Source organism: Kitasatospora sp. NPDC001225, from assembly GCF_053597855.1.
The window spans coordinates 32,192-56,791 of the sequence record NZ_JBSFJC010000056.1; the positions used below are offsets into that span (position 1 = coordinate 32,192).

Here is a 24,600-nt window from a genome sequence, read left to right on the forward strand (position 1 = left end):
CGAACCGTCGGTTCAGGAGCCGAGGTCAGCCCGGCGATTCACCGGTGGTTCACCGGCGGGTCAGGGCCGGGACGGTGGATCGGGAGCCGAGCGGAAGGCGGGCTGAGGACAGGAGGCGGGATCAGGAAGTGGGAGTGGAAGGGGAGTTGGGGTCGGGCCGGTTCAGGAGCTGATGTCGATGAGCACCCCGTGGGAGGTGGCGGTGGTGACGGCGAGGATCGCCAGCGAGGCGATGCCGAGGGTCAGGCCGAGGACGGCGCGGCCGCGCCGGTTGGTGCCGCGGACCAGGGCCAGGGTGGCCAGGGTGATGGCGATCGGCCCGAGGACGATGTTGAACAGCAGCAGGCCGGGCAGGCCGAGGAGGAAGGAGGCGACAGCGAGTCCGTCGGCCTCGGCGGTGCCCTGACGGCCGGTCGCCTGACGAGCAGTCTGCTGGGCCTGGCGCTCCGGGCGGTCAATGTTCTGGCGGCCGATGGCGAGGCGGCCGGTGGTGACACGGTCGGTGACGGTGCTCATGGTGGTGCGGGTCCTCTCTGGAGAGTGGCCGCGGGTGCGGTCCGCGGAGCGGCCGGGTCAGCGGTGCCGGAGGCGGGCGATGCCCTCGCGGGCGCCGAAGGCGAGCAGCCAGGCGGTGATGCCGGCGGAAGCGGCGAGGAAGACCGGGAGCGAGGTGTGGGCGGCGGTGCCGATCAGGATGCCCATGGCGACCAGGGCGGAGAGCAGGATCACGGCTGACTCCTTCGGCTGCGGCTGGGACTGCGCCGATTTCGGTTGACAAGTGTTCACTGACTTCGGCCCCACTCTACGCTCGGCTGGCCAAGTTCGGCAAACGAATGTTTACTGAATGGCGTGAGTCACACCGTTGGGGCCAGGCAGGCCCAGAAGCAGCAGAGTCGGCGGGCCTTGCTGGATGCCGGGCTGCACCTGTTGGCCGATCAGAACCTGGCGAGCCTGGGCGTCCGCGAGGTCACCCGCGAGGCGGGGCTCTCCCCGGCCGCCTTCTACCGGCACTTCCCGGACCTCGCCGCCCTCGGGGTGGCGCTGGTCGAGGAGTCGCTGGCCAGCCTGCACATCATGATCCGTTCGGTGCTCGCCGAGGCCGGCGACGCCGAGGAGCTGATCGACCGCGCGGTGGACGTGATCGAGCGGCACGTCCGCGAACACCGGCCGCACGTCCGCTTCCTGGCGCGCGAGCGGCACGGCGGGGTGCGGCGGGTGCGCGAGGCGATCGACGCCGAACTCGGCCGCTTCGCCGCCGAGGTGGGAGCCGCCCTGGCGCTGCAGCCGCAGTCGCGGGGGTGGAGCGAGCAGGACCTGCGGATGCTCGCCGAGCTGTACGTCGACCACATGGTCTCCACGGCCGCCGCCTTCCTGGAGGCGCTGGAGACGGACCCGGCCCGGGAGCGGCGGATCGCCGCCACCGCGCGCCTCCAACTGCGCCTGATCAGTCTCGGTCGGGAGCACTGGCAGGCGGGTTGACCGTCCGGGCGTTGGCCGGGTGGCGACGATAACCGGTCATTGCGGCTTGGGCGGTTCTTGGTGTTGCTTTGACTCTTGACAGTGGGTCATGTCCGCGACAGCTTTGGTGCACCCCCACCAGTGGATCCCCCCACACCGAGAGGTCTCTCATGAAGAAGCCGCTCAAGCCGCTCATAGGCACGGTCGCCGCGTTCCTGGTCGCCGGGGCCACCGCCCTCGGCGGAGCCGCTCCGGCCCAGGCCGCAGCCTCCGCCGACAAGTCCGCAGCCAAGCCCGTCACCGCCGTCAACTTCGCCGGGACGGTCGCCCTCAGCAACTGCTCCGGTTCGCTGGTGCGGATGCCCGGCTCGACCGCGAACGACCCGGCCCTCATACTCTCCAACGGCCACTGCCTGGAGACCGGCATGCCCGGTCCGGGCGAGGTGGTCCTCAACCGGTCCTCCAGCCGGACCTTCACCCTGCTCAACGGGAGCGGCAGCGGTGTCGCCACGCTGCGCGCGAACAAGATCGTCTACGGCGCGATGACCGACACCGACGTGTCGATCTACCAGCTGAACACCACCTACGCCTCGATCCAGTCCCGGTACGGCATAGCCCCGTTGACCATCGCCGCCACCCACCCGGTCCAGGGCACCTCGATCAAGGTCGTCTCCGGCTACTGGAAGAAGATCTACTCCTGCTCGGTGGACGGCTTCGCCTACCGGCTGAAGGAAGCCGACTGGACCTTCAAGGACTCGGTCCGCTACACCTCCACCTGCAACGTGATCGGCGGCACCTCCGGCTCGCCGGTGGTCGACGCCTCGACCGGCCAGGTGGTCGCCGTCAACAACACGATCAACGAGAGCGGCGAGACCTGCACCCTGGACAACCCCTGCGAGGTGGACCAGAACGGCGCGGTGACGGTCCGTCCGGGCATCGGCTACGCCCAGGAGACCTACGGGATCCCGGCCTGCTTCGCCGCCGGCAACCGCTTCGACCTCACCCTCGCCGGCTGCACCCTGCCCCGCCCGTAAGCCACCAGGGCAACCGCGCTGACCAGCACTTTTCCCCCGATGGGCCATCCGCGAACGGCGGGTGGCCCATTCGGCCGTCCATCGGCCGGCCACCGCTCCACCCGGCTCCACCCGGCCGTCCGACGGTCGGCCACCGCTCCACCAGTTCCACCGCGCTCCACCCGCACCATCCGCTCCACCCGCGCCGCGCGGCCGTACCGGCGGGCGGCGATCATGTCAGCTGAACAGATGGAGAGTTGATGACCACCACCGTGAGAAGGCTGCTGGCTTCCGCCCTGCTGATACCGCTGCTCGCGCTCGGCGGCCTGGCGAGCCCGGCGTCCGCCGCCGACGGCCAGGGCGCGCAGGGTGCCCAGGGGGCGCAGGGTGACCAGGGCAAGGGGTCCCGCCACGGCCGGAGCCCCGCCGACGACCCGACCGCCGACATCAAGGACCGCCTGGCGGCGATCCCCGGCGTGACGATCACCGAGGAGAAGCCGACCACCACCGGTCACCGCTACTTCGTCGCCACGTACACCCAGCCGATCGACCACTTCCGGCCCTGGCTGGGCACCTTCCAGCAGCGCTTCAGCCTGCTGCACCGCGGCTACGACCGCCCGACCGTCTTCTACACCAACGGCTACACGCTGGGCACCAACCCGTCCCGCACCGAGCCGACCCGGCTGGTGGACGGCAACCAGGTGTCCATCGAGTACCGGTTCTTCACCCCCTCCCGCCCGGAGCCGGCGGACTGGTCGAAGGCCGGCATCCGCCAGGGCGCCGCGGACTCGCACCGGCTGGTGACCGCGCTCAAGCGGATCTACCAGGAGGAGTGGCTGTCCACCGGCGCCAGCAAGGGCGGCATGTCCTCCACCTACTTCCGCCGCTTCTACCCGGACGACGTGGCCGGCACGATCGCCTACGTCGCGCCGAACAACACGAACGTCAACGACTACCAGGCGTACAGCGACTTCTTCCGGACCGTCGGCACCCCCGAGTGCCGGGCGAGGCTGAACGCGGCCCAGCGCGAGCTGCTGGTGCGCCGTGACCGCCTGGTGCCCCGCTACGTCGCCGACAACAAGGCGTCCGGCTCCACCTTCAACACCCTCGGCTCCCCGGACCGCGCGTACGAGGCCGGCGTGCTGGACGTGGTCTGGGGCTTCTGGCAGTACAGCCTGGAGGCCGACTGCGCCAAGGTCCCGGTCGCCGCGACCGCGACCGACGACGAGCTGTACACCTGGTTCGACTCGCAGTCCGGCATCACCGGCAACAGCGACCAGTCGCTGGCGAAGTACACCGCGTACTACTACCAGGCCGCGACCGAGCTGGGTGCGCCGTTCTTCGACGTCTCGCACCTGAAGGACGTGCTGCACTACGACTACAAGGAGCTCTACTCGGTCCGCAGCTACGTGCCGAAGGAGATCCCGACCGTCTTCAACCCGAACGCGATGCCCGACATCGACCGCTGGGTGAAGCGCGAGGGTGAGCGGATCATGTACGTCTACGGCGGCAACGACCCGTGGGGTGCCAAGCCGTTCCACCTCGGCCGGGGCAGCGAGGACAGCTACGTCTACACCGTGCCCGGCGGCAACCACGGCTCGAAGATCGAGCAGCTGCCCGCCGCGCAGTCGGCGGAGGCCACCGCCAAGGTGCTGGAGTGGGCCGGTCTGGGCGACGCGAACGCCGCCCGCTCGCTCGCCAAGACGCCGCAGCCGGGCTCGGACTTCGGCCCGCTGGACGTCGAGGGCCAGCGGCTGGAGCAGGAGCGCCGCCCGCTGTAGCGCTCGCGCGCGGCAAGCCGCACCACCACGCACGAGGAGGAGGCCGTCCCGGAACCCGGGGCGGCCTCCTCGCGTCGTCCCGCGCCTCCCGCGCCCGCACGTCCCCCGCGCCCCGCCGGCGGGAAGGTCGGGCCGCCCCAGCTCCTCCCCGAAGCAGTGAATCAGTGCTTCAATGCTTGCATGGCCTACCGACGCACGCCCGCCGTACAAGCCCGCCTGGACGCCCAGCGCGAAGCGGTGCTCCAGTCGGCGGTCGGCCTGCTCGCCGAGCGCGGCTACGGCGGCTGCACGATGGCCGCCGTGGCGGACCGCGCCGGGATCGCCACCGGCAGCCTCTACCAGCACTTCAGCGGCAAGGCCGAGCTCTCGGTGCAGCTGTTCCGCCGGGTGGTCACGCACGAGATCGACGCGGTCAACGCCGCCGTCGCCCGCCAGGACACCCCGAGGCGGCGGATCGCCGCCGTGGTCGAGACCTTCGCCGCCCGCGCCCTGCGCGCGCCCCGGCTGGCGTACGCGCTGCTGGTCGAGCCGGCCGACGCGGTCGTGGACGAGGAGCGACTGGTGTTCCGGCGGGCGTTCCGGGACGTGATCGCCACCGAGATCGCCGCCGCCGTGGCGAGCGGCGAACTCCCCGAGCAGGATCCGGTGCTGACCGCCGCCGCCCTGGTCGGCGCGGTCGGCGAGGCCCTGGCCGGCCCGCTCGCCGCCGCACCCGGAACAGCCGTACCCGGAACAGTCGCGTCCGGGGCAGCTGCCACACCCGGAGCGGCCGAGACCGGAGCCGCCGGGACCGGAGCCGCCGAGCCCGAACAGAGCGACAAGACCACGGTGGTCCCCGCCCTGGTCTCCTTCACCCTGCGTGCCCTGGGAGGACGCGATGACAGCGACGCATGAGGTCACCAACCAGGTGCCCCTGCCGTACGGACACGACACCGCCGCCGACCCCACCCTGCTCGCCGCCCTCCAGCGGGCCGACGCCGGCTGGGCCGAGCCCGAGCTGCGCGAGCTGGGCCGGCTGGCCGGCTCCGAGCAGGCCGCCGAGTGGGCCCGGCTGGCCAACGAGAACCCGCCGGTGCTGCGCACCCACGACCGCTTCGGCCACCGGATCGACGAGGTCGAGTTCCACCCGGCCTGGCACGAGCTGATGCGCACCGCCGTCGGGTACGGCCTGCACGCCGCCCCCTGGCGCGACGAGCGCCCCGGCGCCCACTCCGCCCGCGCCGCCCGGTTCTTCGTCTGGGGCCAGGTCGAGGCCGGCCACACCTGCCCGATCTCGATGACCTACGCCGCCGTCCCGGCCCTGCGCGCCAACCCTGCCCTGGCCGCCGAGTTGGAGCCGCTGCTGGCCGCCCGGGAGTACGACTACGGGCTGCGCGAGCCGCGTACCAAGCGCGGGCTGATCGCCGGCATGTCGATGACCGAGAAGCAGGGCGGCTCGGACGTCCGCACCAACACCACCACCGCCACCCCGCAGGCCGACGGCACCTACCGGCTCACCGGCCACAAGTGGTTCACCTCGGCGCCGATGTCCGACCTCTTCCTGACCCTCGCCCAGGCCCCGGGCGGCCTCAGCTGCTTCGCGCTGCCGCGCGTCCTGCCGGACGGCGGCCGCAACCGCCTGCAGCTGATGCGGCTCAAGGACAAGCTCGGCAACAAGTCCAACGCCTCCGCCGAGCTGGAGTACGACGGCGCGGTCGGCTGGCTGGTCGGCGAGGAGGGCCGGGGCGTCCCGACCATCATCGAGATGGTCAACATGACCCGCTTGGACTGCACCGTCGGCGCGGCCTCCGGCATGCGCTACGGCGCCACCCGGGCGGTGCACCACGCCCTGCACCGGCGGGCGTTCGGCAAGGCGCTGGTCGACCAGCCGCTGATGCGCAACGTGCTCGCCGACCTGGTGGTGGAGTCCGAGGCGGCCACGATCGTCGCGATGCGGCTCGCCCGGGCCACCGACCGCGCCCTGGCCGGCGACGAAACCGACGCGCTGGTCCGGCGGTTGGGCCTCGCGGTGGCCAAGTACTGGGTGTGCAAGCGCGGTCCGGCGCACGCCGCCGAGGCGCTGGAGTGCCTGGGCGGCAACGGCTACGTGGAGGAGTCCGGGATGCCCCGGCTCTACCGGGAGGCGCCGCTGGTGTCGATCTGGGAGGGCTCCGGCAACGTCGCCGCCCTGGACGCGCTGCGCGCCATGGCCAAGCGCCCGGAGACCGTCGAGGCCTTCCTCGGCGAACTCGACGCCGCCGCCGGCGCGGACCGCCGGCTGGACGCGGCCGTCGCCGCGCTGCGCAAGGAGCTGACCGACCCGGGGGACCTGGAGTACCGCACCCGCCGGCTGGTCGAGTCGATGGCGCTGGCCCTCCAGGGCTCGCTGCTGGTCCGGTACGGCAGCCCGGCGGTCGCCGACGCGTTCTGCGCGAGCCGGCTCGGCGGCGACCACGGCGCGGCCTTCGGCACCCTGCCGTCCGGCGTCGACACCGGGGCGATCATCGACCGCGCCCGCCCGGTGATCGCGTGAGCGACCGGGAGGCGGAGGGCGTCCGGGCGTTCTGGCAGGGCCTCGGCCTGCCGGGGCTGATCGACGTGCACACCCACTTCATGCCGAAGAACGTCCTCGACAAGGTGTGGGCGTACTTCGACGCGGCCGGTCCGCTGGTGAACCGCCCGTGGCCGATCACCTACCGCGAGGCCGAGGAGCAACGGGTCCGGCGGCTGCGGGACTTCGGCGTCCGGGCGTTCACGTCCATGCTCTACCCGCACAAGCCCGGCATGGCCGGCTGGCTGAACGGCTGGGCCGCCGACTTCGCCGCCCGCACCCCGGAGTGCCTGCACACCGCGACCTTCTTCCCCGAGCCCGGGGCGCCCGGCTACGTGGCCCGGGCGATCGAGGACGGCGCCCGGGTGTTCAAGGCGCACCTCCAGGTCGGCGGCTACGACCCGGCGGACCCGCTGCTGGACGGGGTCTGGGGGCTGCTCGCCGAGACCGGCACCCCGGTGGTCACCCACTGCGGGTCCGGGCCGGTGCCGGGCAAGTTCACCGGCCCCGGCCCGATCGGCGCGGTGCTGGAGCGGCACCCCGGCCTGGTCCTGGTGGTCGCCCACCTCGGGATGCCCGAGTACCGCGACTTCCTCGACCTGGCCGAGCGCCACCCGGCCGTCCGGCTGGACACCACCATCGCGTTCACCGACTTCGCCGAGGCCGACGTCCCGTTCCCGCGCGCGGAACTGCCGCGCCTGCGCGGGCTGCGGGAGCGCGTCCTGCTCGGCAGCGACTTCCCCAACATCCCCTACCGGTACGTCCACCAGCTGGAGGCGCTGGCCGGGCTGGGGCTGGGGGAGGAGTGGCTGCGGGCGGTCTGCCACGACAACGCGGCCGCCCTCTTCGGACTCGGACCGGGCCCCGAACCGCGACCGGAACCGCGACCGGAACCGCGACCCGAACCGGGGTCCGAACCGGGGTCCGAAGCGGGGCCCGAGCCGAGGGGCTGATCACCGCACCGTCCGCAGCACCTCCAGCGCCCTGGCGTGCAGCCCGGGCGCGGCGGCGAGGAAGCCGTCGGAGCCGGCCGTCCAGGCCGCCCCGGCGGCGTCCGTCACCGTGGCGCCCGCCTCGCGCGCGATCAGCGCGCCGGGCAGCAGGTTGCCCGCGTCCAGGCCGTACTCCCAGAACAGCGCCAGGTGCCCGGAGCCGACCTGGGCCACCTGGAGCGCGGTCGGGCCGAGGTTGCGCACCGCCAGGACGGCGCCCGCCATCGCGGACAGCGACTCGCCGGCCCGGCGCAGCGCCACCGGGTCGGCGGCCACCCGGGGCGGCTGGCTGGTGGCGGCGACGGTGACGGCCAACTCCCGTTCCAGGGGCGCGATCGGCCGCCCGTCCAGCTCGGCCCCGCCGCCGAGCACCGCCCGGTAGGTGCGGCCGTCCTGCTCCGGGGCGTGCACCACGGCCAGCACCGCCGCGCCGTCCCGCACCAGCGTGGCGGTCACCGCCCAGTGCGGCTGCCCGAGCAGGTACTGCACCGCGCCGTCGGTCGCGTCGCACAGCCACCACTCGCCTTCGGCGGGCACCGGGCCGTCCAGTTCCTCGGACACCCAGCCGGCCCGGGGGCGCAGCGCCGTCAGCCGCTCCCGCAGGGCGGCGGCCGCCGGGCCGTCCAGCTCGGCGAAGCGGGCCGCCGCCTCCTCGACGGTCCGCGCCGTGACCGGCTCGGCGGACCGGCGTGCCGCCAGCCCCGCACCGACCTCGCGCACTGCGGCCTCCACGCCCTCCGCCAGCCTCCACAGCCCGTCCGTCACGGTGACTCCTCCTCGCTCCGGGCCGGTGTCCGCTCCGGCCGCCCGGGACAAGGAGTACCGTCGGGGCTGCCGAAGAGGACGCAGCAGCCGCCGGAAGTGGCGGGGATCGGACACCATGGACCTCTCCACCGCCGATCCGGACAGCGTGCTGGACGCCCTCGACCGCCGCCTGGTGTGCGCCCTCCAGGTGGACGGACGGGCCGAGCCCGGCCGGATCGCCGAGGTGCTGGGCGTCTCCGCCCGGACGGTCACCCGCCGGCTGGGCCGGATGCGGCAGGCCGGGGTGCTGCGGGTGGTCCGGCTGCCGGACGTCGAGGACGCCGCCGTGGGCGCGCTGCTGCTGCGGGTCCGGGTGCTGAGCGGCCGGGTGGACGCCATCGCGCGGGCCCTCGCCGACCGCCCCGACGTGCCGTTCGTCGACGTGATGCTCGGCGGCCACGAGGTCGGGGCCGTGGTGCTCACCGACGCCGGCTCCCGCGACCGGCTGCTGTACGGGCAGCTGCCCGCGACCGGCGCCGTCACCGAGACCACCACCCACGCGGTGCTGCACGCCTTCGCCGACGCCGGGCAGTGGCGGGCCGGGTACCTGACCGGGGAGGAGGCCGCCGCGCTCGCCCGGTCCGCCGTCCCGCGCCCCGCCGCGCCCCCGCCGCTGGACGATCTCGACCGCACGCTGCTGGAGCGGCTCGGCGAGGACGCCCGGCAGTCCCACGCCGTATTGGCCGCGGCCGTGGGCGCGCCCGAGTCCACGGTGCGCCGCCGGCTGCACCGGCTGGACGGGGCCGGGCTGCTGCGCACCCATGCCACCGTGGACCCGCGGCTGCTCGGCCTGGCCGTGGACGCCAACCTCTGGCTGGACGTACCGCCCGGCCGGATCGCCGAGGTCGGCACGGTGCTGGCCCGCCACCCGCGGGTGCACGGGGTGTTCGCCACCAGCGGCCCGGCCAACCTGCTGGCCACGGTGTTCTGCCCGGACCACGGCGAGCTGTACCGCTTCCTCACCGACACCCTCGGACCGCTCGGCGTCACCAGGGCGGAGACCACCATCACCGCCCGCGCGGTGAAGCGGGCGGGCGTCCTGCTCCGGCAGCCGCCCCGGCGGCCGTAGCCCGACTGCTCGTGGCCCAGCGGCCGTAGCCCGCGTTGCCCGTGGCCCGGCGGCCGTAGCCCGACGACCGTGCCCGTGCGGGCGCCCGCCCTTACCTGCGGGGTAATCGACGCCCGCCGCCGGGCCGGGCAGGGTGGGGGCACCCGGTGCGGCCGCCACGGTCCCGGGGCCCACCCCCGACAGGAGGCGATCCGCCATGTCCGCCCACGCGAACACCCTCAGCCCCGCCCGGCCAGGTTCCGCTCTCTCCCCGTGGACGGTGCGCGGCGCCCTGACCCTGGACGCCCTGGTGACCGGCGGCAACGGCCTGGCCTACCTGGCCTTCTCCGGTCCGCTCGGCGAGCTGCTCGGCGCGGGCCGCACCACCCTGGTCGAGGTCGGGCTGCTCCTCCTCGGGTACGCCCTCGCGGTCGGCGCGCTGGCCGCCCGGCGGCAGCCGCCGGGGCCGGGGGTGCGGGCGGTGATCGGCGTCAACCTGGCCTGGGTGGTGCTCAGCCTGGTCGCGATGGAGGTGTGGCTGGAGCCGACCACCGCCGGGTTCGTCTGGATCCCGGTGCAGGCCGCGGCGGTGGCCCTGTTCGCCGTCCTCCAGTTCACCGCCCTGCGGCGCCGGGCCAGGCAGCAGGGCTAAGGCGTGTCGGGCACGACCTGACGCTCGGGGCCGACCACGGACTGCAGGAACCGCACCGTCTCCGCGTCGGCCGGCAGGAAGGTCTCCATGGCCAGCTCGGAGACGGTGACGTCCAGCGGCGTGTTGAAGGTCGCGATGGTGGAGAGGAAGGAGAGCACCCGCTCCTCGTACCGGATCCGCAGCGGCAGCGCGAACGGGGACCCGTACGCGGCCGGCCCGTCCACCCGGCCGTCGGCCGGCTCGTCCGCCGGGTCGCCGGCCGGTTCGGGGTAGCCGCGGACCTCCTCGTACAGCCGGCGCAGCGGCTCGGCGCGGACCAGCTCCAGCTGCCGCTCCATCCGCTCCAGCAGGTGCCGCCGCCACTGCCGCAGGTTGACGATGCGCGGCGCGAGCCCGTCGGGGTGCAGGGTGATCCGGATCGCGTTGAACGGCGGCTCCAGCAGGTGCGGGGCGACGCCGTCCAGGAGCAGTCCGAGCGAGCGGTTGGCCGCCAGCACCCGGAAGGACCCGTCGACCACGACCGCCGGGTACGGGTCGTGGGCGGCCAGCAGCCGCTCCAGCCCGCCGCGCAGCGCGGCCATCGACGGGTCGTCCAGCGGTGTCTCGGGGTAGTGCGGGGCGTAACCGGCCGCCAGCAGCAGGGCGTTGCGCTCGCGCACCGGGACGTCCAGCTCCTCGGCCAGCCGCAGCACCAGCTCCCGGCTGGGGCGGGAGCGGCCGTTCTCGACGAAGCTGAGGTGGCGGGCCGAGGAGTCCGCCCGCAGTGCCAGTTGCAGCTGGCTGAGTTGCCGTCGTACCCGCCAGCCGCGCAGCAGCGGACCGACGCCGGTTCCCGTCGGGCTGCCCATGCCCGCCATGATCGTCATGGCCCAGGACGGTACTCGAACCACCACGGTCGGCGGGAGGGGGCGCGGGGGACCAGGCGACAAGGAGCCCGGGGCCCGGGGGATCAGGGCTGGGGGATCAGAGCCCAAGGGATCCGGGGCTCAGACGCCGGTGCTGGACCCCGGGCGGATGACCATGAGCACCACGACCACGGCCCACAGCAGGTTGAACACCCCGGCGGTCATCGGCAGCAGCTTCAGGCCGCCGACGGCCTTGGCGTGCCGCTCGTCCGACGGGTCGAGTTCGAGCGCGTCCACGGCGGCCTGCTGGCCGGGCAGCACGAAGAGCAGGAGGGAGAGCGCGGCGATCGCGGTCAGCACCATCGAGACGATCACCCAGGACTGCCCGAGCACGTCCATCACCTGGGCCAGGCCGATGCCCAGCACCGGCACCGCGACCCCGAGCAGCGCGTAGACCTGGGTGATCCGATGCAGCACCCGCAGCACGCCGGCGTCGGAGGCCCGGTCCGGTCCGCCCGCCAGCGCGGCCTTCGCCCGGCGCGGGAACATGCTGACGGCCACCGCGACCGGGCCTATGAACAGGACCGACACGAGGACGTGCAGGCTCAGCAGGAACTTGGCCATGGCGGGGCACCCTCTTGAATTCCGGTGGGCAGCTGGTCGGCTGGGGGCGGGGCGCACGCGATCGGCGGGCCCACGACCAGGCACGCTAACACCGCTTATTCACCGGCCCACCGTGCGGGTGGGCGCCGGAGCCCGCCGCCGGCGTCCAGCCCCGTTCGCTCAGCCGGCCGCCGTGAGCTCCACGATCCGGGGCGGGGCGGTGCTGACGGCCGCGACGGCGGCGGCGTGCTCAGGGTCGGTCCAGTCGAGCAGGTGCAGGTCCTCGTACCGGCTGCGCAGCGGGGCGCCCGGCGGGACGGCCAGCGGCAGGGCGGAGAGGTCGACCCGGCCGAGGGTGTCCAGGGTGGCCCGCCCGATCTTGATCAGCGACTCCTTGCGCACCCAGAGCCGCAGGAACGCCCGCTCCGGCTCCGGGTCGGCCTCGACCAGGGCGAGCTCGGCCGGGGCGAGCACCCGGCGGGCGACCGAGCGCAGAGAGCCGCCCCGGGTGGACAGCTCGACGTCGACCCCGACCGGCTGGAACCCGGCGCCGGCCGCGACCACGCCCCGGGTGTGCGACAGGCTCACGTGCACCCCGGGGTGGTCCGGCAGGTAGGGCTTGCCGTGGTCGGCGAGCCCGCAGTCCGGGCACTGCTGGGCGAGGACGAGGCCGGCCACCGGCACGTCGAGCAGCCGGGCGGCGCAGAGCCGGACCAGGACGTGGCCGGCGGTGAAGTCGGTCCGCCCGGACTCGTGCCGGAAGCGCGCGGCGCGCTCCCGCTCCATGGCGGTCAGCAGGTGCTCGCCCGCCTCGGGGTGCCGCAGTACGGCGTCGGCGGACGCGACGGCGACGAGCGGCGCGCTCTGTTCCTGGGCCTCGGTGGTCATGCCTCCAACCTAGGGCCTTGCCGTCCGTCGGCACCCGCCCGAGGAAGCGCTGCTCCGTACGGATGAATTTCGGATCCGATCTGAGGGTCTGTAAAGTGCGGATGGTCCGTTTTGGGGTTGGATGTCCCGGATCTGTGAGATCGCCAGCAGATGGCACGGAACATGGCAGGTCGTCCTGGCCTGTCCTTTTCTCATGCACGGAGGAATTGTCGATGGGTCAGGCCACCGGTTCGCCGGATCACAGAACGACCGCCGTGAGAACACCGGCCACACGACGGCGCCGGGCCGTCCGGGTGGCGGTGGCGACCGCCCTCACCGCGCTGCCGCTGGCCGCGGTGCTGACGGTCGGTTCCGCCGCTCCGCTGGCCCCGCCGCTGGGCGCCTGCTCGGGGCCCGACTGCCCCGCCACCTGGCCGCCGCCCAACAACGGCGACTTCCCCGGCCGCGACGCCACCATCAACGTCTTCACCGGCGGCGACTACACGGTGACCGGCCGCGCCGCGGAGGCCGAGGGCAAGATCGTCACGCTGGGGAACCTGACCGTCGACAAGAACGGCGGCGGCATCTACAACATGGGCGTCGTCGGCGTCGGCTCGCGCGTGGTGCCGCCGAACGGCAGCGACTTCGTGACCACCGGCGGCAACGTCGACGTGCTGACCGGCAACGCGATCCTGATCGGCGGCAGCGACTCGCACGGCCCGGCCTTCGGCAACCTGCGCCACGCGGGCTCCGTCACCGGCACCGTGAACATCGACCCCACCGGCGAGTCGATCCAGGACCCGAACGCGGCCGCGCCCTACCAGTCGGTGCTGACCCAGATCGAGGAGGTCTCCGACTGCGTCGGCCGGGCCACCGCGACCGGCACCGTCGACATCTCCCCGAGCCAGGCGACCTTCACCGGTGACGGGACCAGCATGAAGCAGGTCTTCAACGTCACCCAGAACCTCGCCTCGCCGTCCGGCGGGCAGATCGGCCTGGTCTTCAACAACATCCCGGCCGGCGCCACCGTCGTGGTGAACATGCTCGGGGACAGTCCGATCATCAACACCTACACCGGTACCGGCCTGGCCGGGGACCAGACCACCGACATGCGCTCGAAGCTGATGTACAACTTCCCGACCGCGACCTCGGCGCAGATCCTCGGCAGCGCCCAGTTCCAGGGCTCGGTCATGGCCGGCAACCCGGGCGGCACCACGACCATCGCCCAGCCGGGCATGAACGGCCGGGTGTACCTGGCGGGCAACCTGGTCCACACCGGTACCGGCGGCTACGAGATCCACAGCTACCCGTTCGACGGCGACCTGCCGGACTGCGCCGTGACGCCCAGCCCGTCGCCGACCTCGCCGACGCCGTCCCCCTCGCCCACGTCCCCCTCGCCGACCTCGCCGACCTCGCCGAGCCCGACGTCTCCGTCGCCGACCTCGCCGTCTCCCACATCACCGTCGCCGACGTCCCCGTCCCCGACCTCGCCGAGCCCGACGTCCCCCGCGCCGACCTCTCCGGCGCCGACCTCGCCGTCGGCCAGTGCGACGACGTCGAGCGCCGGTCCGGGCCCGACCAGTCACCACCCGACCAAGGCGCCGACCAGCCAGCACCCCGGTGGCGGTGAGCTGCCCTCCACCGGTGCGGGCAACGCTCCGGTGGTCTTCGGCCTGGCGGGCGTCGGCCTGCTCGGCCTCGGCGGTCTGGCCGTACTGGCCGCCCGCCGCCGCGGCCGCCACAGCTGACGGACCGTACGGCTGGCGAACTGACGAACTGACGAACTGATCAGCCGGACAGCGGCGCAGGCCGCCCGAGTCGACCCCGACCGGGCGGCCTGCGCCGTTCCCGTCCCCGGCGCCGCGGGCGTTCCCCCGGTCCGCCCGCCTACCGCTCGGCCGGGTAGTGGGCGAGGCCTGAGGCGAGCAGGCCGAAGGCGTGCCGCACCGCCGCCTCGACCCGGGTCCGTACCGCCTCGGCCGGCTCCCCGGCCACCATGGCCCGCCGGATCTCGCCGAGCACCGCCCGGTGGGCCCCCGCGACGGCTCCGGCCACGACCCGGGGGAGCGGGTCCTCCGGTGCGGCGCCCGATTCCTCGGCCAGGGCGGCCGCCAGCGCCGCCTCGGCCCGTTCGCCGAGCTCCAGCAGTCGGGCCCGCAGGGCGGCGCTGTCCTCGACGATCCGCCAGAACGCCGCGATCCCCGGGTTCAGCCCGACCGTCGGCTCGCCGCTCGCGAAGGCCGCCAGCAGGTCGGCCCGGACGGCGTCCACGGCCGAACTGCCCGGGGGGCGGTGCCGGACCACCTCGGCCAGGTGGGCGACCACCTCCTCCTGGCGGTCGAAGAACAGGTCCTCCTTGGTCGGGAAGTAGTTGAAGACCGTGTTCGGCGAGACCCCGGCGGCCCGGGCCACCTCGACCACCGTGACCCGGTCGAAGCCGCGCTCGGCGAACAGGCCCATGGCGGTGTCGGAGAGCAGATCCCGGGTCTGCTGCTTCTTGAGTTCGCGAAGTCCCATGGCCGGATCCTATCCGCCAATCATGGTGTCACTGAAAACTTGTGGTGACACCAAAAATATCCGCTACGGTGGCGGCATGACCTTCACCTTCGGCATCTATCCCGGCGGGCTGGCGGGCGACGACACCGGCGTGATCACCCCCGCCCGCCCCGACGACCCGGCCCTGATCACCGCCGCCCTGCGCGAACTCCAGGGCGGTGCGGGGGAGTTCCTGGTCCGCGCCTACCGCTCATACCCGGGCGGCGAGCACACCCCCGAGCGGCCCGAGCGGTACGCCGTCGAGGGCCGCCGGCTCGACCTGGTGGTCCAGTACCGGGAGCGGAGCGGGGAGTTGGCGGGCTGGCTGGACTTCGTCCGGCGGACGGTCCGGACCGAGGGGCACCGCCTCGCCCTGCTCCAGATCTGCGAGGAGCCCAACCTGGACCTCCCGCCCGTGGACGGCAGCATCCCGAACGTCCGCCGGGCGCTGGTCGAGGGCGTGGTCGCGGCCAAGGAGGAGGCGCTGGCCCACGGATTCGACCGGCTGGCCGTCGGCTTCAACGCGGTGCCCTCCTTCGACCCCGCGGACACCTTCTGGACCGAGCTCGGGGAGCTCGCCGACGAGCGCTTCCACCGCGCCCTGGACTACGTCGGCCTGGACTTCTTCCCGGACGTCTTCCGCCCCGTCCAGCCGTCCCAACTCGCCGACGCGGTACGGGCGGTGCTCACCGGCTTCCGCCGGGACGCGCTGCCCCGGGCCGGGATCGGGCCGGACGTCCCGCTGCGGATCTGCGAGAACGGCTGGCCCACCGGCCCCGGGCGGAGCGAGGCGCGGCAGGCCGAGGTGGTGGCGGAGGTGGTCCGGACGGTCGCCGGGCTCGCCGCCGAACTCCACGTCACCGGTTACGCGTTCTTCGCGCTGCGCGACGCGGACAGCGCGGGTGCCGGGCTGTTCCCGCGCTTCGGCCTGCTGCGCGACGACTACACGCCCAAGCCGGCCTACGCGGTCTACCGCGGGCTGGTCCAGGAGATGACGAACTGACGCTCCGGCAAGGCTAGTTCGCCTCGAAGAAGCGCTCCACCGTCCGACGTCGCGCGGCGACGGCGTGCACCGGTTCGCCGATCACCCGGCCGGCCAGGGCGACGGCCAGCTCGCCGACGTCCTGCCGCAGCACGCGGGCCGCCTCGGCCCGGTCGGCGGCGATCCGGGCGCGGCCGGCGGTGAGCAGTTCGTCCCGGGCGCGGATGCCCTCCGCGCGGGCCGCGACCATCGCCGCCGCGCCGCGCTCGGCGTACTCCTCCCGGATCCGGGCCGCCTCGTGCCGTGCCTCGGCCAGCTCCAGCAGCCGGGCCTCCCGGGTGGCCTCGGCCTCGGCGAGCAGGGCCTCGGCGCGTTCGGCGCGGCCCTCGGTGGCCTCCCAGCGTTCGGACTGCACCCGTTCGATCCGCGGGAGCAGACGGCGGCCGAGCGCCCACATCAGCAGGAAGAGCAGTGCCAGGCCCAGCAGCAGCGGGGCCGGTTCGGGCTTGAGCGGGCCGAGTTCGAGGTTCACGCACGCCTCCCCAGGGTGTGACGTCCGTCAGTCTTGAGCATCCCCAAGGACGACGGAGGTCGAACTCGGCCCGGGCATGAGCTGCGTCACGGCGGCCCCCGGGTCGTGCCGCCGCTCCGGGGGCCGGTCCTCCCGGCCGGCTACGTCACCTCGCCCCGGCGGGAGAAGCGCTCCGCCCGCCACTCGCCGCTCTCCAGCACCTCGGCCAACTGCCGGGCCGCGTCCCAGACCTCGGTGTACGACAGGTAGAGCGGCGTGAAGCCGAAGCGCATCAGGTCCGGCGCGCGGAAGTCGCCGATCACCCCGCGCTCGATCAGCGCCTGCACCACCGGGTAGCCGTCGGCGTGCCGCAGCGCGACCTGGCTGCCGCGCCGGGCGTGCTCGCGCGGGGTCGCCACCTCGACGCCGTCCAGGTCCTCGGTCAGCGAGACGAACAGGTCGGTCAGTGCCAGGCTCTTCGCCCGCACCTCCGCCAGGTCGACCCGCTCCCAGATGTCCAGCGAGGCGCCGAGGGCGGCCTGGCCGAGCAGCGAGGGCGAGCTGGTCAGGAACCGGCCGATGCCCGGCCTCGGCTCGTACCCGGGCTCGAAGGCGAACGGCCGGGCGTGGCCGAACCAGCCGCTGAGCGGTTGGAGCGGGCCGGCCGCCAGGTGCCGCTCGGCGACGTACAGGAAGGCCGGCGAGCCGGGGCCGCCGTTCAGGTACTTGTAGGTGCAGCCGATCGCGAAGTCGGCGCCGGCGGCGTCGAGTCCGACCGGCAGCGCGCCCACGGAGTGGCACACGTCCCAGATCATCAGGGCGCCCGCGGCGTGCACCCGGGCGGTGATCCCGGGCATGTCCAGCAGCTCGCCGGTGCGGTAGTCGACGTGCGAGAGGACGACCGCGGCGACGTCCCCGTCCAGGTGCCGGTCCAGCTCCTCGGGGCGGATCAGCGCGCTGCGCGCGCCCTCGACCAGGCCGGTCACGCCCTCGGCGATGTACAGGTCGGTCGGGAAGGCCTCGGCGTCGCCGAGCACCGTGCGCCGGCCCGGGCGCAGCCGCAGTGCGGCCGACAGCACCTTGAACAGGTTGACCGAGGTGGTGTCGCAGACGACCACCTCCGCCGGAGCGGCGCCGACCAGCGGCGCGATCCGCCGCCCCAGCCGGTACGGCTGCTCGAACCAGCCGGCGTCGTTCCAGCTGCGGATCAGCTCCCGGCCCCACTCCTCCTCGACCACCCGGCGCACCCGCTCGGGCGTGCGCGCCGGCAGCGCGCCCAGCGAGTTGCCGTCCAGGTAGACCACCCCGTCCGGCAGGGCGAACTCCTTGCGGAACGCCGCCAGCGGGTCGGCGGCGTCCAGCGCCGCGCAGTCCTCGCGCGTGGTCATTGCCCGTCCCTCCCTCGTCATCCTCTGCCCGTCCCGTTCCGTACCCGTTGTGCCCGTCACAGCCCGTCCCGGATCGTCCACAGCTCCGGGAAGACGTCCTGCTCGGCCGACTTGCGCAGCCAGGTCAGCCCGCTGGAGCCGCCCGAGCCGGGCTTGCCGCCCATGGTCCGCTTGACCGCCGAGAGGTGGCGCTGGCGCCACCGGGTGACCCGTTCGGCCACGTCCAGCAGGGCCTCGCCGAGCGGCCGGAGCGCGGCGAGCTCCGGCTCCGTGTACACCCGCCGCCAGGCCGCCTCGACCTCCGCGGACGGCTGGTAGCGCTGCTCGGAGGGGGCCGGGTGCGGGGCCAGGCCGCGGCGCGCCAGCAGCGCCAGCGCCTCGTCGTAAAGGCCGGGGGAGCGCAGTGCCTCGGTCAGCTCGGCCCGGGTGTCGGGCATCCCGTCGTACATCGCCAGCAGCGCGGCGTTCTTGTTGCCGAGCAGGAACTCCAGCCGCAGGAAGGCGGCGGACTGGAAGCCGGAGGCCTCGCCGAACAGCGAGCGGAAGGAGTTGAACTCGTGCGGGGTCATGGTGGCCAGCAGGTCCCAGGACTCCACCAGCACGTCCTGGACGTGGGTGCCCCGGCGCAGCGCGGCCAGGGCGGCGGCCAGGTCGTCCTCGCGCAGCGCCTGCCGGGCGAGCGTCCACTCGTGCCGCAGCAGGTCGAACAGCAGCTCCATCACCTGGGTGGTGACGATGAACGACAGCTCGGCCGGCTCCTTGCTGCGCGGGTGCTGCAGGCCGTGCAGTTCCTCCAGGCGTACGTACTCGGCGTACGGGGTGCCCCGGCCGGGCGCTCCGCCCCGGCCGAACGACAGGTTGGGCGTCTCCACCGTGTCGTGCCCCATCCCGATCCCTCCAGATCCTCCGGGCCGCGTCGCCCGGTCCGGTGGACCAGCCGGACTGCCGGGTTCCACCGGGTGCCCATTGTGCGGCGGCGGTGCCCCCCGCTTGAATGGTCGACGGGCATCACAACCGCCTTCGGAGCTGTCGTTCGCGAGGCGTTCCGCCGATTCGCTTTACGAATGGAAATCCCTTGATCCCGACCACCCGGGAGGCCGCCTTGGACGCCGTCGACCGCCGTCTGCTCGCCGAGCTCCAGGCCGACGCCCGGCTCTCGTACAACGAACTCTCCCGCCGGGTGAGCCTGTCCGCACCCGCGGTGGCCGAACGGGTCCGCCGGCTGGAGTCCGAGGGCGTGATCAGCGGCTACCACGCCCACGTGGACCTCACCCGGGCCGGGCTGCCGATCACCGCGCTGGTCCAGATCCAGTGCTACGGCCCGCGCTGCGTGCTGCGCGACCCGGAGGTGCCGACCTGGCCGGAGGTGGTCCAGCTGCACCGGGTCACCGGCGGGGCGTGCTGCGTGCTGCTGGTCGCGGTGTCGACGATGGCCGAGTTCGAGGCGGTGTGCGACCGGCTCGGCGGCTACGGCCAGCCGTCCAGCTCGATGATCCTCTCCAGCCCGGTGCCCTGGCGGCCGGTGGTGCCGCACTGAGCGCCGCCGGGCCGCGGTCGGGCTGCGGTCGGGTCGCGGCACCGTGGCCGGCCGGCCCTGACGCGGACGTCAAGGGGTAGGTTGCCCGGCATGCCGAACGAGCGCCACATCCTGCTGCTGCCCGGGAGCCTGCGGGCCGGTTCCACCAACGAGACGGTGCTGCGCACCGCGGCCGCGGTGGCGGCCGCCACCCCGGGCCTGCGGGCCGCCTACTACGAGGGCCTGGCCGGGCTGCCGCACTTCAACCCGGACCACGACACCGACCCGCTGCCGGAGCCGGTGGCCGGGCTGCGGGCCGCGATCGGGGCGGCCGACGCGCTGCTGGTCTGCACCCCTGAGTACGCCGGGACGCTGCCGGGCGCGTTCAAGAACCTGCTGGATTGGACGGTCGGCGGGGTCGAGATCTCGGACAAGCCGACCGGCTGGATCAACGCCGCCGGCCCGGGCCGCGGCCTGGGGGCCGAGGCCACCCTGCGCACCGTCCTCGGCTACACCGGTGCGGCGGTGCTGGACGAGGCCTGCGTCCGGCTGCCGCTGGAGCGCGGCGCGGTCGGCCCGGACGGGCTGGTCGCCGACCCGCTGGTGCGCGAGCGGATCGGCGGGGTGCTGTCCCGGCTCGCGGCGGGCTGAGCGGGGGCTCAGCAGGGGGAGGGGGCTGAGGGTCTGGCCGGGTTCAGTGCCCCGTCGGCAGGTGCACCCCGAGCCCGGCCAGGCCCTCCAGGAACAGCTCGACGCCGACCGCCGCCAGCAGCAGCCCGAGCAGCCGGGACAGCACCTCCAGCGAGGTGCGGTGGGTGCGCCGCATCAGCGGGGCGAGCACCGCCACGCAGAGGTAGTTGATCACCGCGACGGCCACGTACGCCCCGGAGACGGCGGCCTTCCAGCCCCAGTTGTCCTGGTTGAGCGAGGCGACCAGGACGGCCGTGATGGCGAGCGGGCTGGCGATGTACGGCAGCAGCAGTTCGCGGATGCCGTCCACCAGCGGGTTCGCGAGGTGCTCGTCCTCCTCGCCGTCCGAGCCGAGGTGGACGCCGAAGACCAGTGCGACGGCGTACACGAAGAAGATCGCCCCGCCCGCGAGCTGCAGCGACTGGTCGCTGATGTGGAACAGGGTGGTCAGCTCGTCGGCCCCGAAGCCGAGCACCAGGCCGATCACCGCCGAGATGGCCGTGCTCAGCGCCGCCAGCCGCCGCAGCTCCAGGTTGCTCCTGGTCCCGGCCAGCCGGGCGAAGGCCAGCAGGGTCTTCGGCGGACCGACCACGGCGAAGAAGGTGATGAAGGCGCTGCCCAGGTTGAAGACGAACATGGGCCCAGCATGACCGCGCGGCCCCGGGCGGCCGGGGCGCCACGCCCCGCGGCCGGGCGTGGCGTGAATCTCCCCGGCGGCCGTTCCATTCCTGGTCAGGGGCGAATTCGCCCGGATGGCGGTCCCGGCTCGAAGGGACGGGCGCTCTCGGTTGCTATGGAGGCAGGACTGCCAGCGAGCGGGACCAGCCCGCCGCGGAAGCGAGGATGCGACATGTGCCTGAACCGTAAGGACCTGGGCCTGCTGGCCCTGCGCGGCGCGGTCGGCGGGGTGCTGATCGCGCACGGCACCCAGAAGCTGTTCGGCTGGTTCGGGGGCGGCGGCCTGGAGGGCACCACCCAGGCCATGGAGCACATGGGCTTCCACCCGGCCCGGGAGAGCGCGCTCGCGGCCGGCCTCGGCGAGGCGGGCGGCGGGGCGCTGCTGGTGGCCGGGCTGGCCACCCCGGCGGCCGGCGCGGTGGTGGCCGGGACGATGGCGGGCGCGGTGTCGGTGCACGCCCCGGCCGGCTTCTTCGCGATGTCCGGCGGCTACGAGTACCCGGCCTTCCTCGGCGCGACCGGGCTGGCGATCGGCCTGGCCGGTGCCGGCCGGTACTCGCTGGACCACCTGACCGGCCACGTCTTCGACCGGCCGTGGGTCGGGCTGGTGGCCTTCGTGGCGAGTGCCGCCGGGGCGTACGGCGCGGTCGCCCGGCGCCGGCACCAGGTGCGGCTGCGCGAGGAGCGGGCCGCGGTGGAGGCGGACGAGCAGGAGGGCTCGGGGCTCTCGTAGGGCCCCTCGCGGGGGCGGGTCCCGCAGGCCGGTTCACCCGGAGGCAGCAGCCCTGCTGGCGGAGGCCCGCCCGCCCTCGGAGGGTGGGCCGGGAGGTGTGCCGGGCAGCCCGGCGCCGACCGGAAACGAGGGACCGCATGGACCGCCAGCCGCTCACCCGCGCGAGGGCCTGTACCCCGCCGAGGGCCACCGCCCAGGACCTGGACGCACCGCCGCTGCGCCGCCAACGGCGGGCGGTGGCAGGGGTGTTGGTCGCCGCGGTGGTCGGCGCGGCGGTGCTCGCGGGCTGCTCCTCCGGCCAGAGTGCGAGCAGTGTGGCCTCCGGGGCGGCGGCCGCGGTGGTGCGGGGTGCGAGCGCCGCCGCCTCCGCCGCCTCGGCGCTGGCCTCGGTGGCCGGCGGGGCGGGTGCGGCGATCGCCTCGGCGGAGGCGCAGGCCTCGGCGGCGGTGTCGGCGGCCTCCTCGGCCGTCGCCGGGATCAAGGGCGGGCTGGACGCCAAGGGGGACGTCGCGGTCGGGGCGGTGAGCACCGGTTCGGACGGCAAGCCGCAGGTGTCGCTGACCGTCACCAACCACGGGCAGCAGTCGTACCGGTACGTGATCCAGCTGGACTTCACGGACGAGTCCGGCAAGGTGCTGGACGCGACCGCGGTGACCGTCCAGGACGTGGCCGCCGGGCAGAGTGCCCAGGCCACCGGGCACGCCAACCGGGACCTGTCCGGCACGGTCAAGGCCGAGGTGGCCAACGCCGTCCGCTATTGAGTCGGGACCCGGCCGCCCAGCTCAGCGCGGGTGCGGAACCTTAAGCGGGGCTCAAGGCCCAACAGCACCCCTTGACGGGCGAGTTGGTCTAGTCCATTTTTATTGCCCAGGTGCAGGGAGCCCCTGAACCGGCGTCGGCGGCCTCGTGCTGCCGGCGCCGGTTCGGCACATCCCGGTAGTCCGTCATGGTCTGATCCGCTCGATTCCCCACCCATGCCTGTCATGTCCCGGTCGTCCGGCCCCACCCCGGACGCGCGCCCCCGGGACGGCGGGTACCCCCACAACCAGGAGTCACGCACCCATGCTGCGCTCACGCATTGAAAGGGCCGGGACCCCGGCTCCGCAGGGCGGCCGCCGACGCCGTCCCAAGAGCCTGGCCGCCATCGCGGCCGGCACCACCGCCTCCCTGCTGCTCGGCGCCGGTCTCGCGCTGACCGGCGGTGCCGCGGCCAACGCCGCGACCACCAACTCCACCGGCGCGCCCGCCACCAGTGGCGGCATCAAGGTCGCCTACTACGACCAGTGGTCGGTCTACGCGAACGCGTACTACCCCAAGACGATCCAGGACACCGGCGTCGCCGGGAAGCTGGACTACCTGATCTACGACTTCGCCAACATCCACCCGACCGACCTGGGGTGTTTCGAGGCCACCAAGGCCGCGGACACGAACGACAACAACCCCAACGCGGGTGACGGCGCCGCCGACGCGTTCGCCGACTACCAGAAGAGCTTCGGCGCGGACATCTCGGTCGACGGCGTCGGCGACGTCTGGAACCAGCCGATCGCGGGCAACTTCAACCAGCTGAAGAAGCTGAAGGCGAAGAACCCGAACCTCAAGGTCCTGCTCTCGCTGGGCGGTTGGACCTACTCCAAGTACTTCTCGCCGGCCTCCGCCACGGACGCCTCGCGCAAGCACCTGGTGTCGTCCTGCATCGACATGTTCATCAAGGGCAACCTGCCCGCCGACGCCGGCTTCGGCGGCCCGGGCTCGGCGGCCGGCGTCTTCGACGGCATCGACATCGACTGGGAGTACCCGGGCGGCGGCGGCCACACCGGCAACATCTCCAGCCCCGCGGACAAGCAGAACTTCACCGCGCTGCTGAAGGAGTTCCGCACCCAGCTGGACGCGCAGGGCGCGGCCGACAAGAAGACCTACGCCCTGGCGGCGGCGGTCGGCGCCGGCCAGGACAAGATCATGAACGTCGAGACCGACAAGATCGCTCAGTACCTGACCTTCCTCGACGTCATGACCTACGACATGCACGGCGGCTGGGACGCCCAGGGGCCGACCAACCACCAGGCCGCGCTCTACTCGACCCCGGACGACCCGTCGACCCCGGCCAAGCCGGGCAACGGCAAGTACTCCATCGACAACGCCATCAAGGCGTGGACGGTCGGCGACAAGGAGTACGGCATCCCCGGCGGCTTCCCCGCCAACAAGATCAACATGGGTGTGCCGTTCTACTACCGCGGCTGGACCGGCGTGAAGGACAACGGCAAGCACGGCCTGTACCAGCCCGCCACCCAGCCGGCGGCCGGCGCGGCGATGTCCGGCAACGTCCCCGGCATCCAGATGTTCAAGGAGCTCGCGGGCTTCGTCGACAACCCGTCCAAGACCTTCTGGGACGACGCGGCCCAGGCCACGTACTTCTACGACGGCAACACCTTCTGGAGCGGTGAGGACGCCAAGTCGATCCAGGCCAAGCTCGACTACGCGCACTGCAACGGCCTCGGCGGCGCCTTCGCCTTCTCGCTGTACGACCTGGGCACCAAGACCGCCCTGTTCGACAAGATGGTGAGCGCCACCAACGGCTCCGCGTCCGCCTGCCCGGCCCCGCCGACCGGCACGCCGACCCCGACCTCGACCGGCACCCCCACCGGCACGCCGACCGGCACCCCGACCGGGACCCCCACGGGCACGCCGACCGGGACCCCGACCGGCACCCCGACCACGCCGGCCTCCTGCCCGGCCGCCCCGAGCTGGGACGCGAACACCACCTACGCGGCCGGCGGCACCAAGGTCTCGTGGAAGGGCCACTACTACACCAACAAGTGGTGGACCAAGGGCGACGACCCGAGCCAGAGCGGCCAGTGGGGCGTCTGGACCGACAACGGCCCCTGCTGAGACCCGCACCACCGACTGACCGAGGGGCCTGACGGACCCTCGCACCGCACGCGGGCGGCCCCGGACGAGGAATGACCTCGTCCGGGGC

General features: G+C 73.7%; 26 protein-coding genes. 15 read left to right on the top strand and 11 right to left on the bottom strand.

Going from position 1 to position 24,600, the window contains the following annotated elements; translation table 11 throughout:
* Positions 1 to 162: 162 nt before the first annotated feature.
* Together ACWDCZ_RS20545 and ACWDCZ_RS20550 are read right to left on the bottom strand one after the other, a co-directional pair.
* A complete protein-coding gene (locus ACWDCZ_RS20545; RefSeq protein WP_416873358.1) occupies positions 163 to 516 on the bottom strand; it encodes a DUF4190 domain-containing protein in 354 nt (117 codons plus the stop codon).
* Positions 517 to 573: 57 nt separating this feature from the next.
* Positions 574 to 729, bottom strand: coding sequence for a hypothetical protein (locus tag ACWDCZ_RS20550; RefSeq protein WP_158077657.1), 156 nt, complete (start codon positions 727 to 729; stop codon positions 574 to 576).
* Between the two features lie 120 nt (positions 730 to 849).
* Here ACWDCZ_RS20550 and ACWDCZ_RS20555 point away from each other — a divergent pair, with 120 nt between their 5' ends.
* From ACWDCZ_RS20555 to ACWDCZ_RS20580, 6 genes are all read left to right on the top strand, one after another.
* Positions 850 to 1,479, top strand: coding sequence for a TetR family transcriptional regulator (locus ACWDCZ_RS20555; protein ID WP_449816590.1), 630 nt, complete (start codon positions 850 to 852; stop codon positions 1,477 to 1,479).
* A gap of 149 nt (positions 1,480 to 1,628) precedes the next feature.
* Positions 1,629 to 2,492, top strand: a complete 864-nt coding sequence (locus tag ACWDCZ_RS20560; protein WP_387819837.1) for a S1 family peptidase — start codon at positions 1,629 to 1,631, stop codon at positions 2,490 to 2,492.
* Between the two features lie 239 nt (positions 2,493 to 2,731).
* On the top strand, positions 2,732 to 4,252 hold the full coding sequence (locus tag ACWDCZ_RS20565; protein WP_117487543.1) for a S28 family serine protease: 1,521 nt from the start codon (positions 2,732 to 2,734) through the stop codon (positions 4,250 to 4,252).
* Positions 4,253 to 4,432: 180 nt separating this feature from the next.
* Positions 4,433 to 5,146 (top strand): TetR/AcrR family transcriptional regulator, encoded by a 714-nt coding sequence (locus ACWDCZ_RS20570; protein ID WP_449816591.1) that lies wholly within the window; start codon positions 4,433 to 4,435, stop codon positions 5,144 to 5,146.
* Positions 5,130 to 6,764: an acyl-CoA dehydrogenase family protein gene (locus ACWDCZ_RS20575; RefSeq protein WP_449816592.1), complete on the top strand. Its 1,635-nt coding sequence runs from the start codon at positions 5,130 to 5,132 to the stop codon at positions 6,762 to 6,764. Before ACWDCZ_RS20570 ends, ACWDCZ_RS20575 begins: the two co-directional genes overlap by 17 nt.
* Entirely contained in the window at positions 6,761 to 7,735 is a 975-nt protein-coding gene (locus tag ACWDCZ_RS20580; RefSeq protein ID WP_387966205.1) for an amidohydrolase family protein, read from the top strand. Before ACWDCZ_RS20575 ends, ACWDCZ_RS20580 begins: the two co-directional genes overlap by 4 nt.
* Here the strand turns inward: ACWDCZ_RS20580 and ACWDCZ_RS20585 are convergent, their stop codons facing one another.
* A complete protein-coding gene (locus tag ACWDCZ_RS20585; protein WP_449816593.1) occupies positions 7,736 to 8,539 on the bottom strand; it encodes an inositol monophosphatase family protein in 804 nt (267 codons plus the stop codon). It abuts the gene before it with no gap.
* A 115-nt stretch (positions 8,540 to 8,654) separates the two neighbouring features.
* Here ACWDCZ_RS20585 and ACWDCZ_RS20590 point away from each other — a divergent pair, with 115 nt between their 5' ends.
* Together ACWDCZ_RS20590 and ACWDCZ_RS20595 are read left to right on the top strand one after the other, a co-directional pair.
* Positions 8,655 to 9,647 carry an Lrp/AsnC family transcriptional regulator gene (locus tag ACWDCZ_RS20590; protein WP_380781727.1) on the top strand — a complete coding sequence of 331 codons (993 nt, stop codon included), beginning with the start codon at positions 8,655 to 8,657 and terminating at the stop codon, positions 9,645 to 9,647.
* 196 nt (positions 9,648 to 9,843) lie between these two features.
* The gene (locus tag ACWDCZ_RS20595; RefSeq protein WP_387819828.1) at positions 9,844 to 10,278 is read left to right on the top strand and encodes a hypothetical protein; all 435 of its coding nucleotides are present in this window, start codon (positions 9,844 to 9,846) and stop codon (positions 10,276 to 10,278) included.
* Here the strand turns inward: ACWDCZ_RS20595 and ACWDCZ_RS20600 are convergent.
* The 3 genes from ACWDCZ_RS20600 to ACWDCZ_RS20610 form a co-directional block, all read right to left on the bottom strand.
* Positions 10,275 to 11,144 (bottom strand): helix-turn-helix domain-containing protein, encoded by an 870-nt coding sequence (locus tag ACWDCZ_RS20600; protein WP_449816594.1) that lies wholly within the window; start codon positions 11,142 to 11,144, stop codon positions 10,275 to 10,277. The two genes, ACWDCZ_RS20595 and ACWDCZ_RS20600, sit on opposite strands and share 4 nt — an antisense overlap.
* A 120-nt stretch (positions 11,145 to 11,264) precedes the next feature.
* On the bottom strand, positions 11,265 to 11,747 hold the full coding sequence (locus ACWDCZ_RS20605) for a membrane protein (protein WP_049654835.1): 483 nt from the start codon (positions 11,745 to 11,747) through the stop codon (positions 11,265 to 11,267).
* A gap of 159 nt (positions 11,748 to 11,906) precedes the next feature.
* Positions 11,907 to 12,614, bottom strand: a complete 708-nt coding sequence (locus ACWDCZ_RS20610) for a 4'-phosphopantetheinyl transferase family protein (RefSeq protein ID WP_416873366.1) — start codon at positions 12,612 to 12,614, stop codon at positions 11,907 to 11,909.
* 254 nt (positions 12,615 to 12,868) lie between these two features.
* Between ACWDCZ_RS20610 and ACWDCZ_RS20615 the strand changes: the two genes are divergently transcribed.
* Positions 12,869 to 14,341, top strand: a complete 1,473-nt coding sequence (locus ACWDCZ_RS20615; RefSeq protein WP_449816595.1) for a choice-of-anchor A family protein — start codon at positions 12,869 to 12,871, stop codon at positions 14,339 to 14,341.
* A 139-nt stretch (positions 14,342 to 14,480) separates the two neighbouring features.
* Here ACWDCZ_RS20615 and ACWDCZ_RS20620 read toward each other — a convergent pair whose 3' ends face one another.
* Complete coding sequence (locus ACWDCZ_RS20620; protein ID WP_449816596.1) at positions 14,481 to 15,110, bottom strand: TetR/AcrR family transcriptional regulator; 630 nt, start codon at positions 15,108 to 15,110, stop codon at positions 14,481 to 14,483.
* A gap of 76 nt (positions 15,111 to 15,186) precedes the next feature.
* On the opposite strand from ACWDCZ_RS20620, the gene ACWDCZ_RS20625 reads away from it, so the two are divergent.
* A complete protein-coding gene (locus ACWDCZ_RS20625; RefSeq protein WP_449816597.1) occupies positions 15,187 to 16,131 on the top strand; it encodes a hypothetical protein in 945 nt (314 codons plus the stop codon).
* 13 nt (positions 16,132 to 16,144) lie between these two features.
* Here ACWDCZ_RS20625 and ACWDCZ_RS20630 read toward each other — a convergent pair whose 3' ends face one another.
* The 3 genes from ACWDCZ_RS20630 to ACWDCZ_RS20640 all read right to left on the bottom strand — a co-directional run bounded on the left by ACWDCZ_RS20630 (position 16,145) and on the right by ACWDCZ_RS20640 (position 18,896).
* Complete coding sequence (locus ACWDCZ_RS20630; protein ID WP_449816598.1) at positions 16,145 to 16,642, bottom strand: F0F1 ATP synthase subunit B family protein; 498 nt, start codon at positions 16,640 to 16,642, stop codon at positions 16,145 to 16,147.
* A gap of 140 nt (positions 16,643 to 16,782) precedes the next feature.
* Positions 16,783 to 18,009, bottom strand: a complete 1,227-nt coding sequence (gene kynU / locus ACWDCZ_RS20635) for a kynureninase (protein ID WP_449816599.1) — start codon at positions 18,007 to 18,009, stop codon at positions 16,783 to 16,785.
* 56 nt (positions 18,010 to 18,065) lie between these two features.
* A complete protein-coding gene (locus tag ACWDCZ_RS20640; RefSeq protein ID WP_375874089.1) occupies positions 18,066 to 18,896 on the bottom strand; it encodes a tryptophan 2,3-dioxygenase in 831 nt (276 codons plus the stop codon).
* A 188-nt stretch (positions 18,897 to 19,084) separates the two neighbouring features.
* Here ACWDCZ_RS20640 and ACWDCZ_RS20645 point away from each other — a divergent pair, with 188 nt between their 5' ends.
* On the top strand, positions 19,085 to 19,546 hold the full coding sequence (locus ACWDCZ_RS20645; RefSeq protein WP_234348510.1) for an Lrp/AsnC family transcriptional regulator: 462 nt from the start codon (positions 19,085 to 19,087) through the stop codon (positions 19,544 to 19,546).
* Positions 19,547 to 19,636: 90 nt separating this feature from the next.
* Entirely contained in the window at positions 19,637 to 20,176 is a 540-nt protein-coding gene (locus ACWDCZ_RS20650; RefSeq protein ID WP_449816600.1) for an NADPH-dependent FMN reductase, read from the top strand.
* A gap of 43 nt (positions 20,177 to 20,219) precedes the next feature.
* Here ACWDCZ_RS20650 and ACWDCZ_RS20655 read toward each other — a convergent pair whose 3' ends face one another.
* The gene (locus tag ACWDCZ_RS20655) at positions 20,220 to 20,852 is read right to left on the bottom strand and encodes a MarC family protein (RefSeq protein ID WP_049660921.1); all 633 of its coding nucleotides are present in this window, start codon (positions 20,850 to 20,852) and stop codon (positions 20,220 to 20,222) included.
* 213 nt (positions 20,853 to 21,065) lie between these two features.
* On the opposite strand from ACWDCZ_RS20655, the gene ACWDCZ_RS20660 reads away from it, so the two are divergent.
* From ACWDCZ_RS20660 to ACWDCZ_RS20670, 3 genes are all read left to right on the top strand, one after another.
* Complete coding sequence (locus tag ACWDCZ_RS20660; RefSeq protein ID WP_049660922.1) at positions 21,066 to 21,626, top strand: DoxX family protein; 561 nt, start codon at positions 21,066 to 21,068, stop codon at positions 21,624 to 21,626.
* Positions 21,627 to 21,763: 137 nt separating this feature from the next.
* Positions 21,764 to 22,387, top strand: coding sequence for an FxLYD domain-containing protein (locus tag ACWDCZ_RS20665; protein ID WP_449816601.1), 624 nt, complete (start codon positions 21,764 to 21,766; stop codon positions 22,385 to 22,387).
* 301 nt (positions 22,388 to 22,688) lie between these two features.
* The gene (locus ACWDCZ_RS20670) at positions 22,689 to 24,512 is read left to right on the top strand and encodes a glycosyl hydrolase family 18 protein (RefSeq protein WP_079271742.1); all 1,824 of its coding nucleotides are present in this window, start codon (positions 22,689 to 22,691) and stop codon (positions 24,510 to 24,512) included.
* Positions 24,513 to 24,600 lie beyond the last annotated feature (88 nt).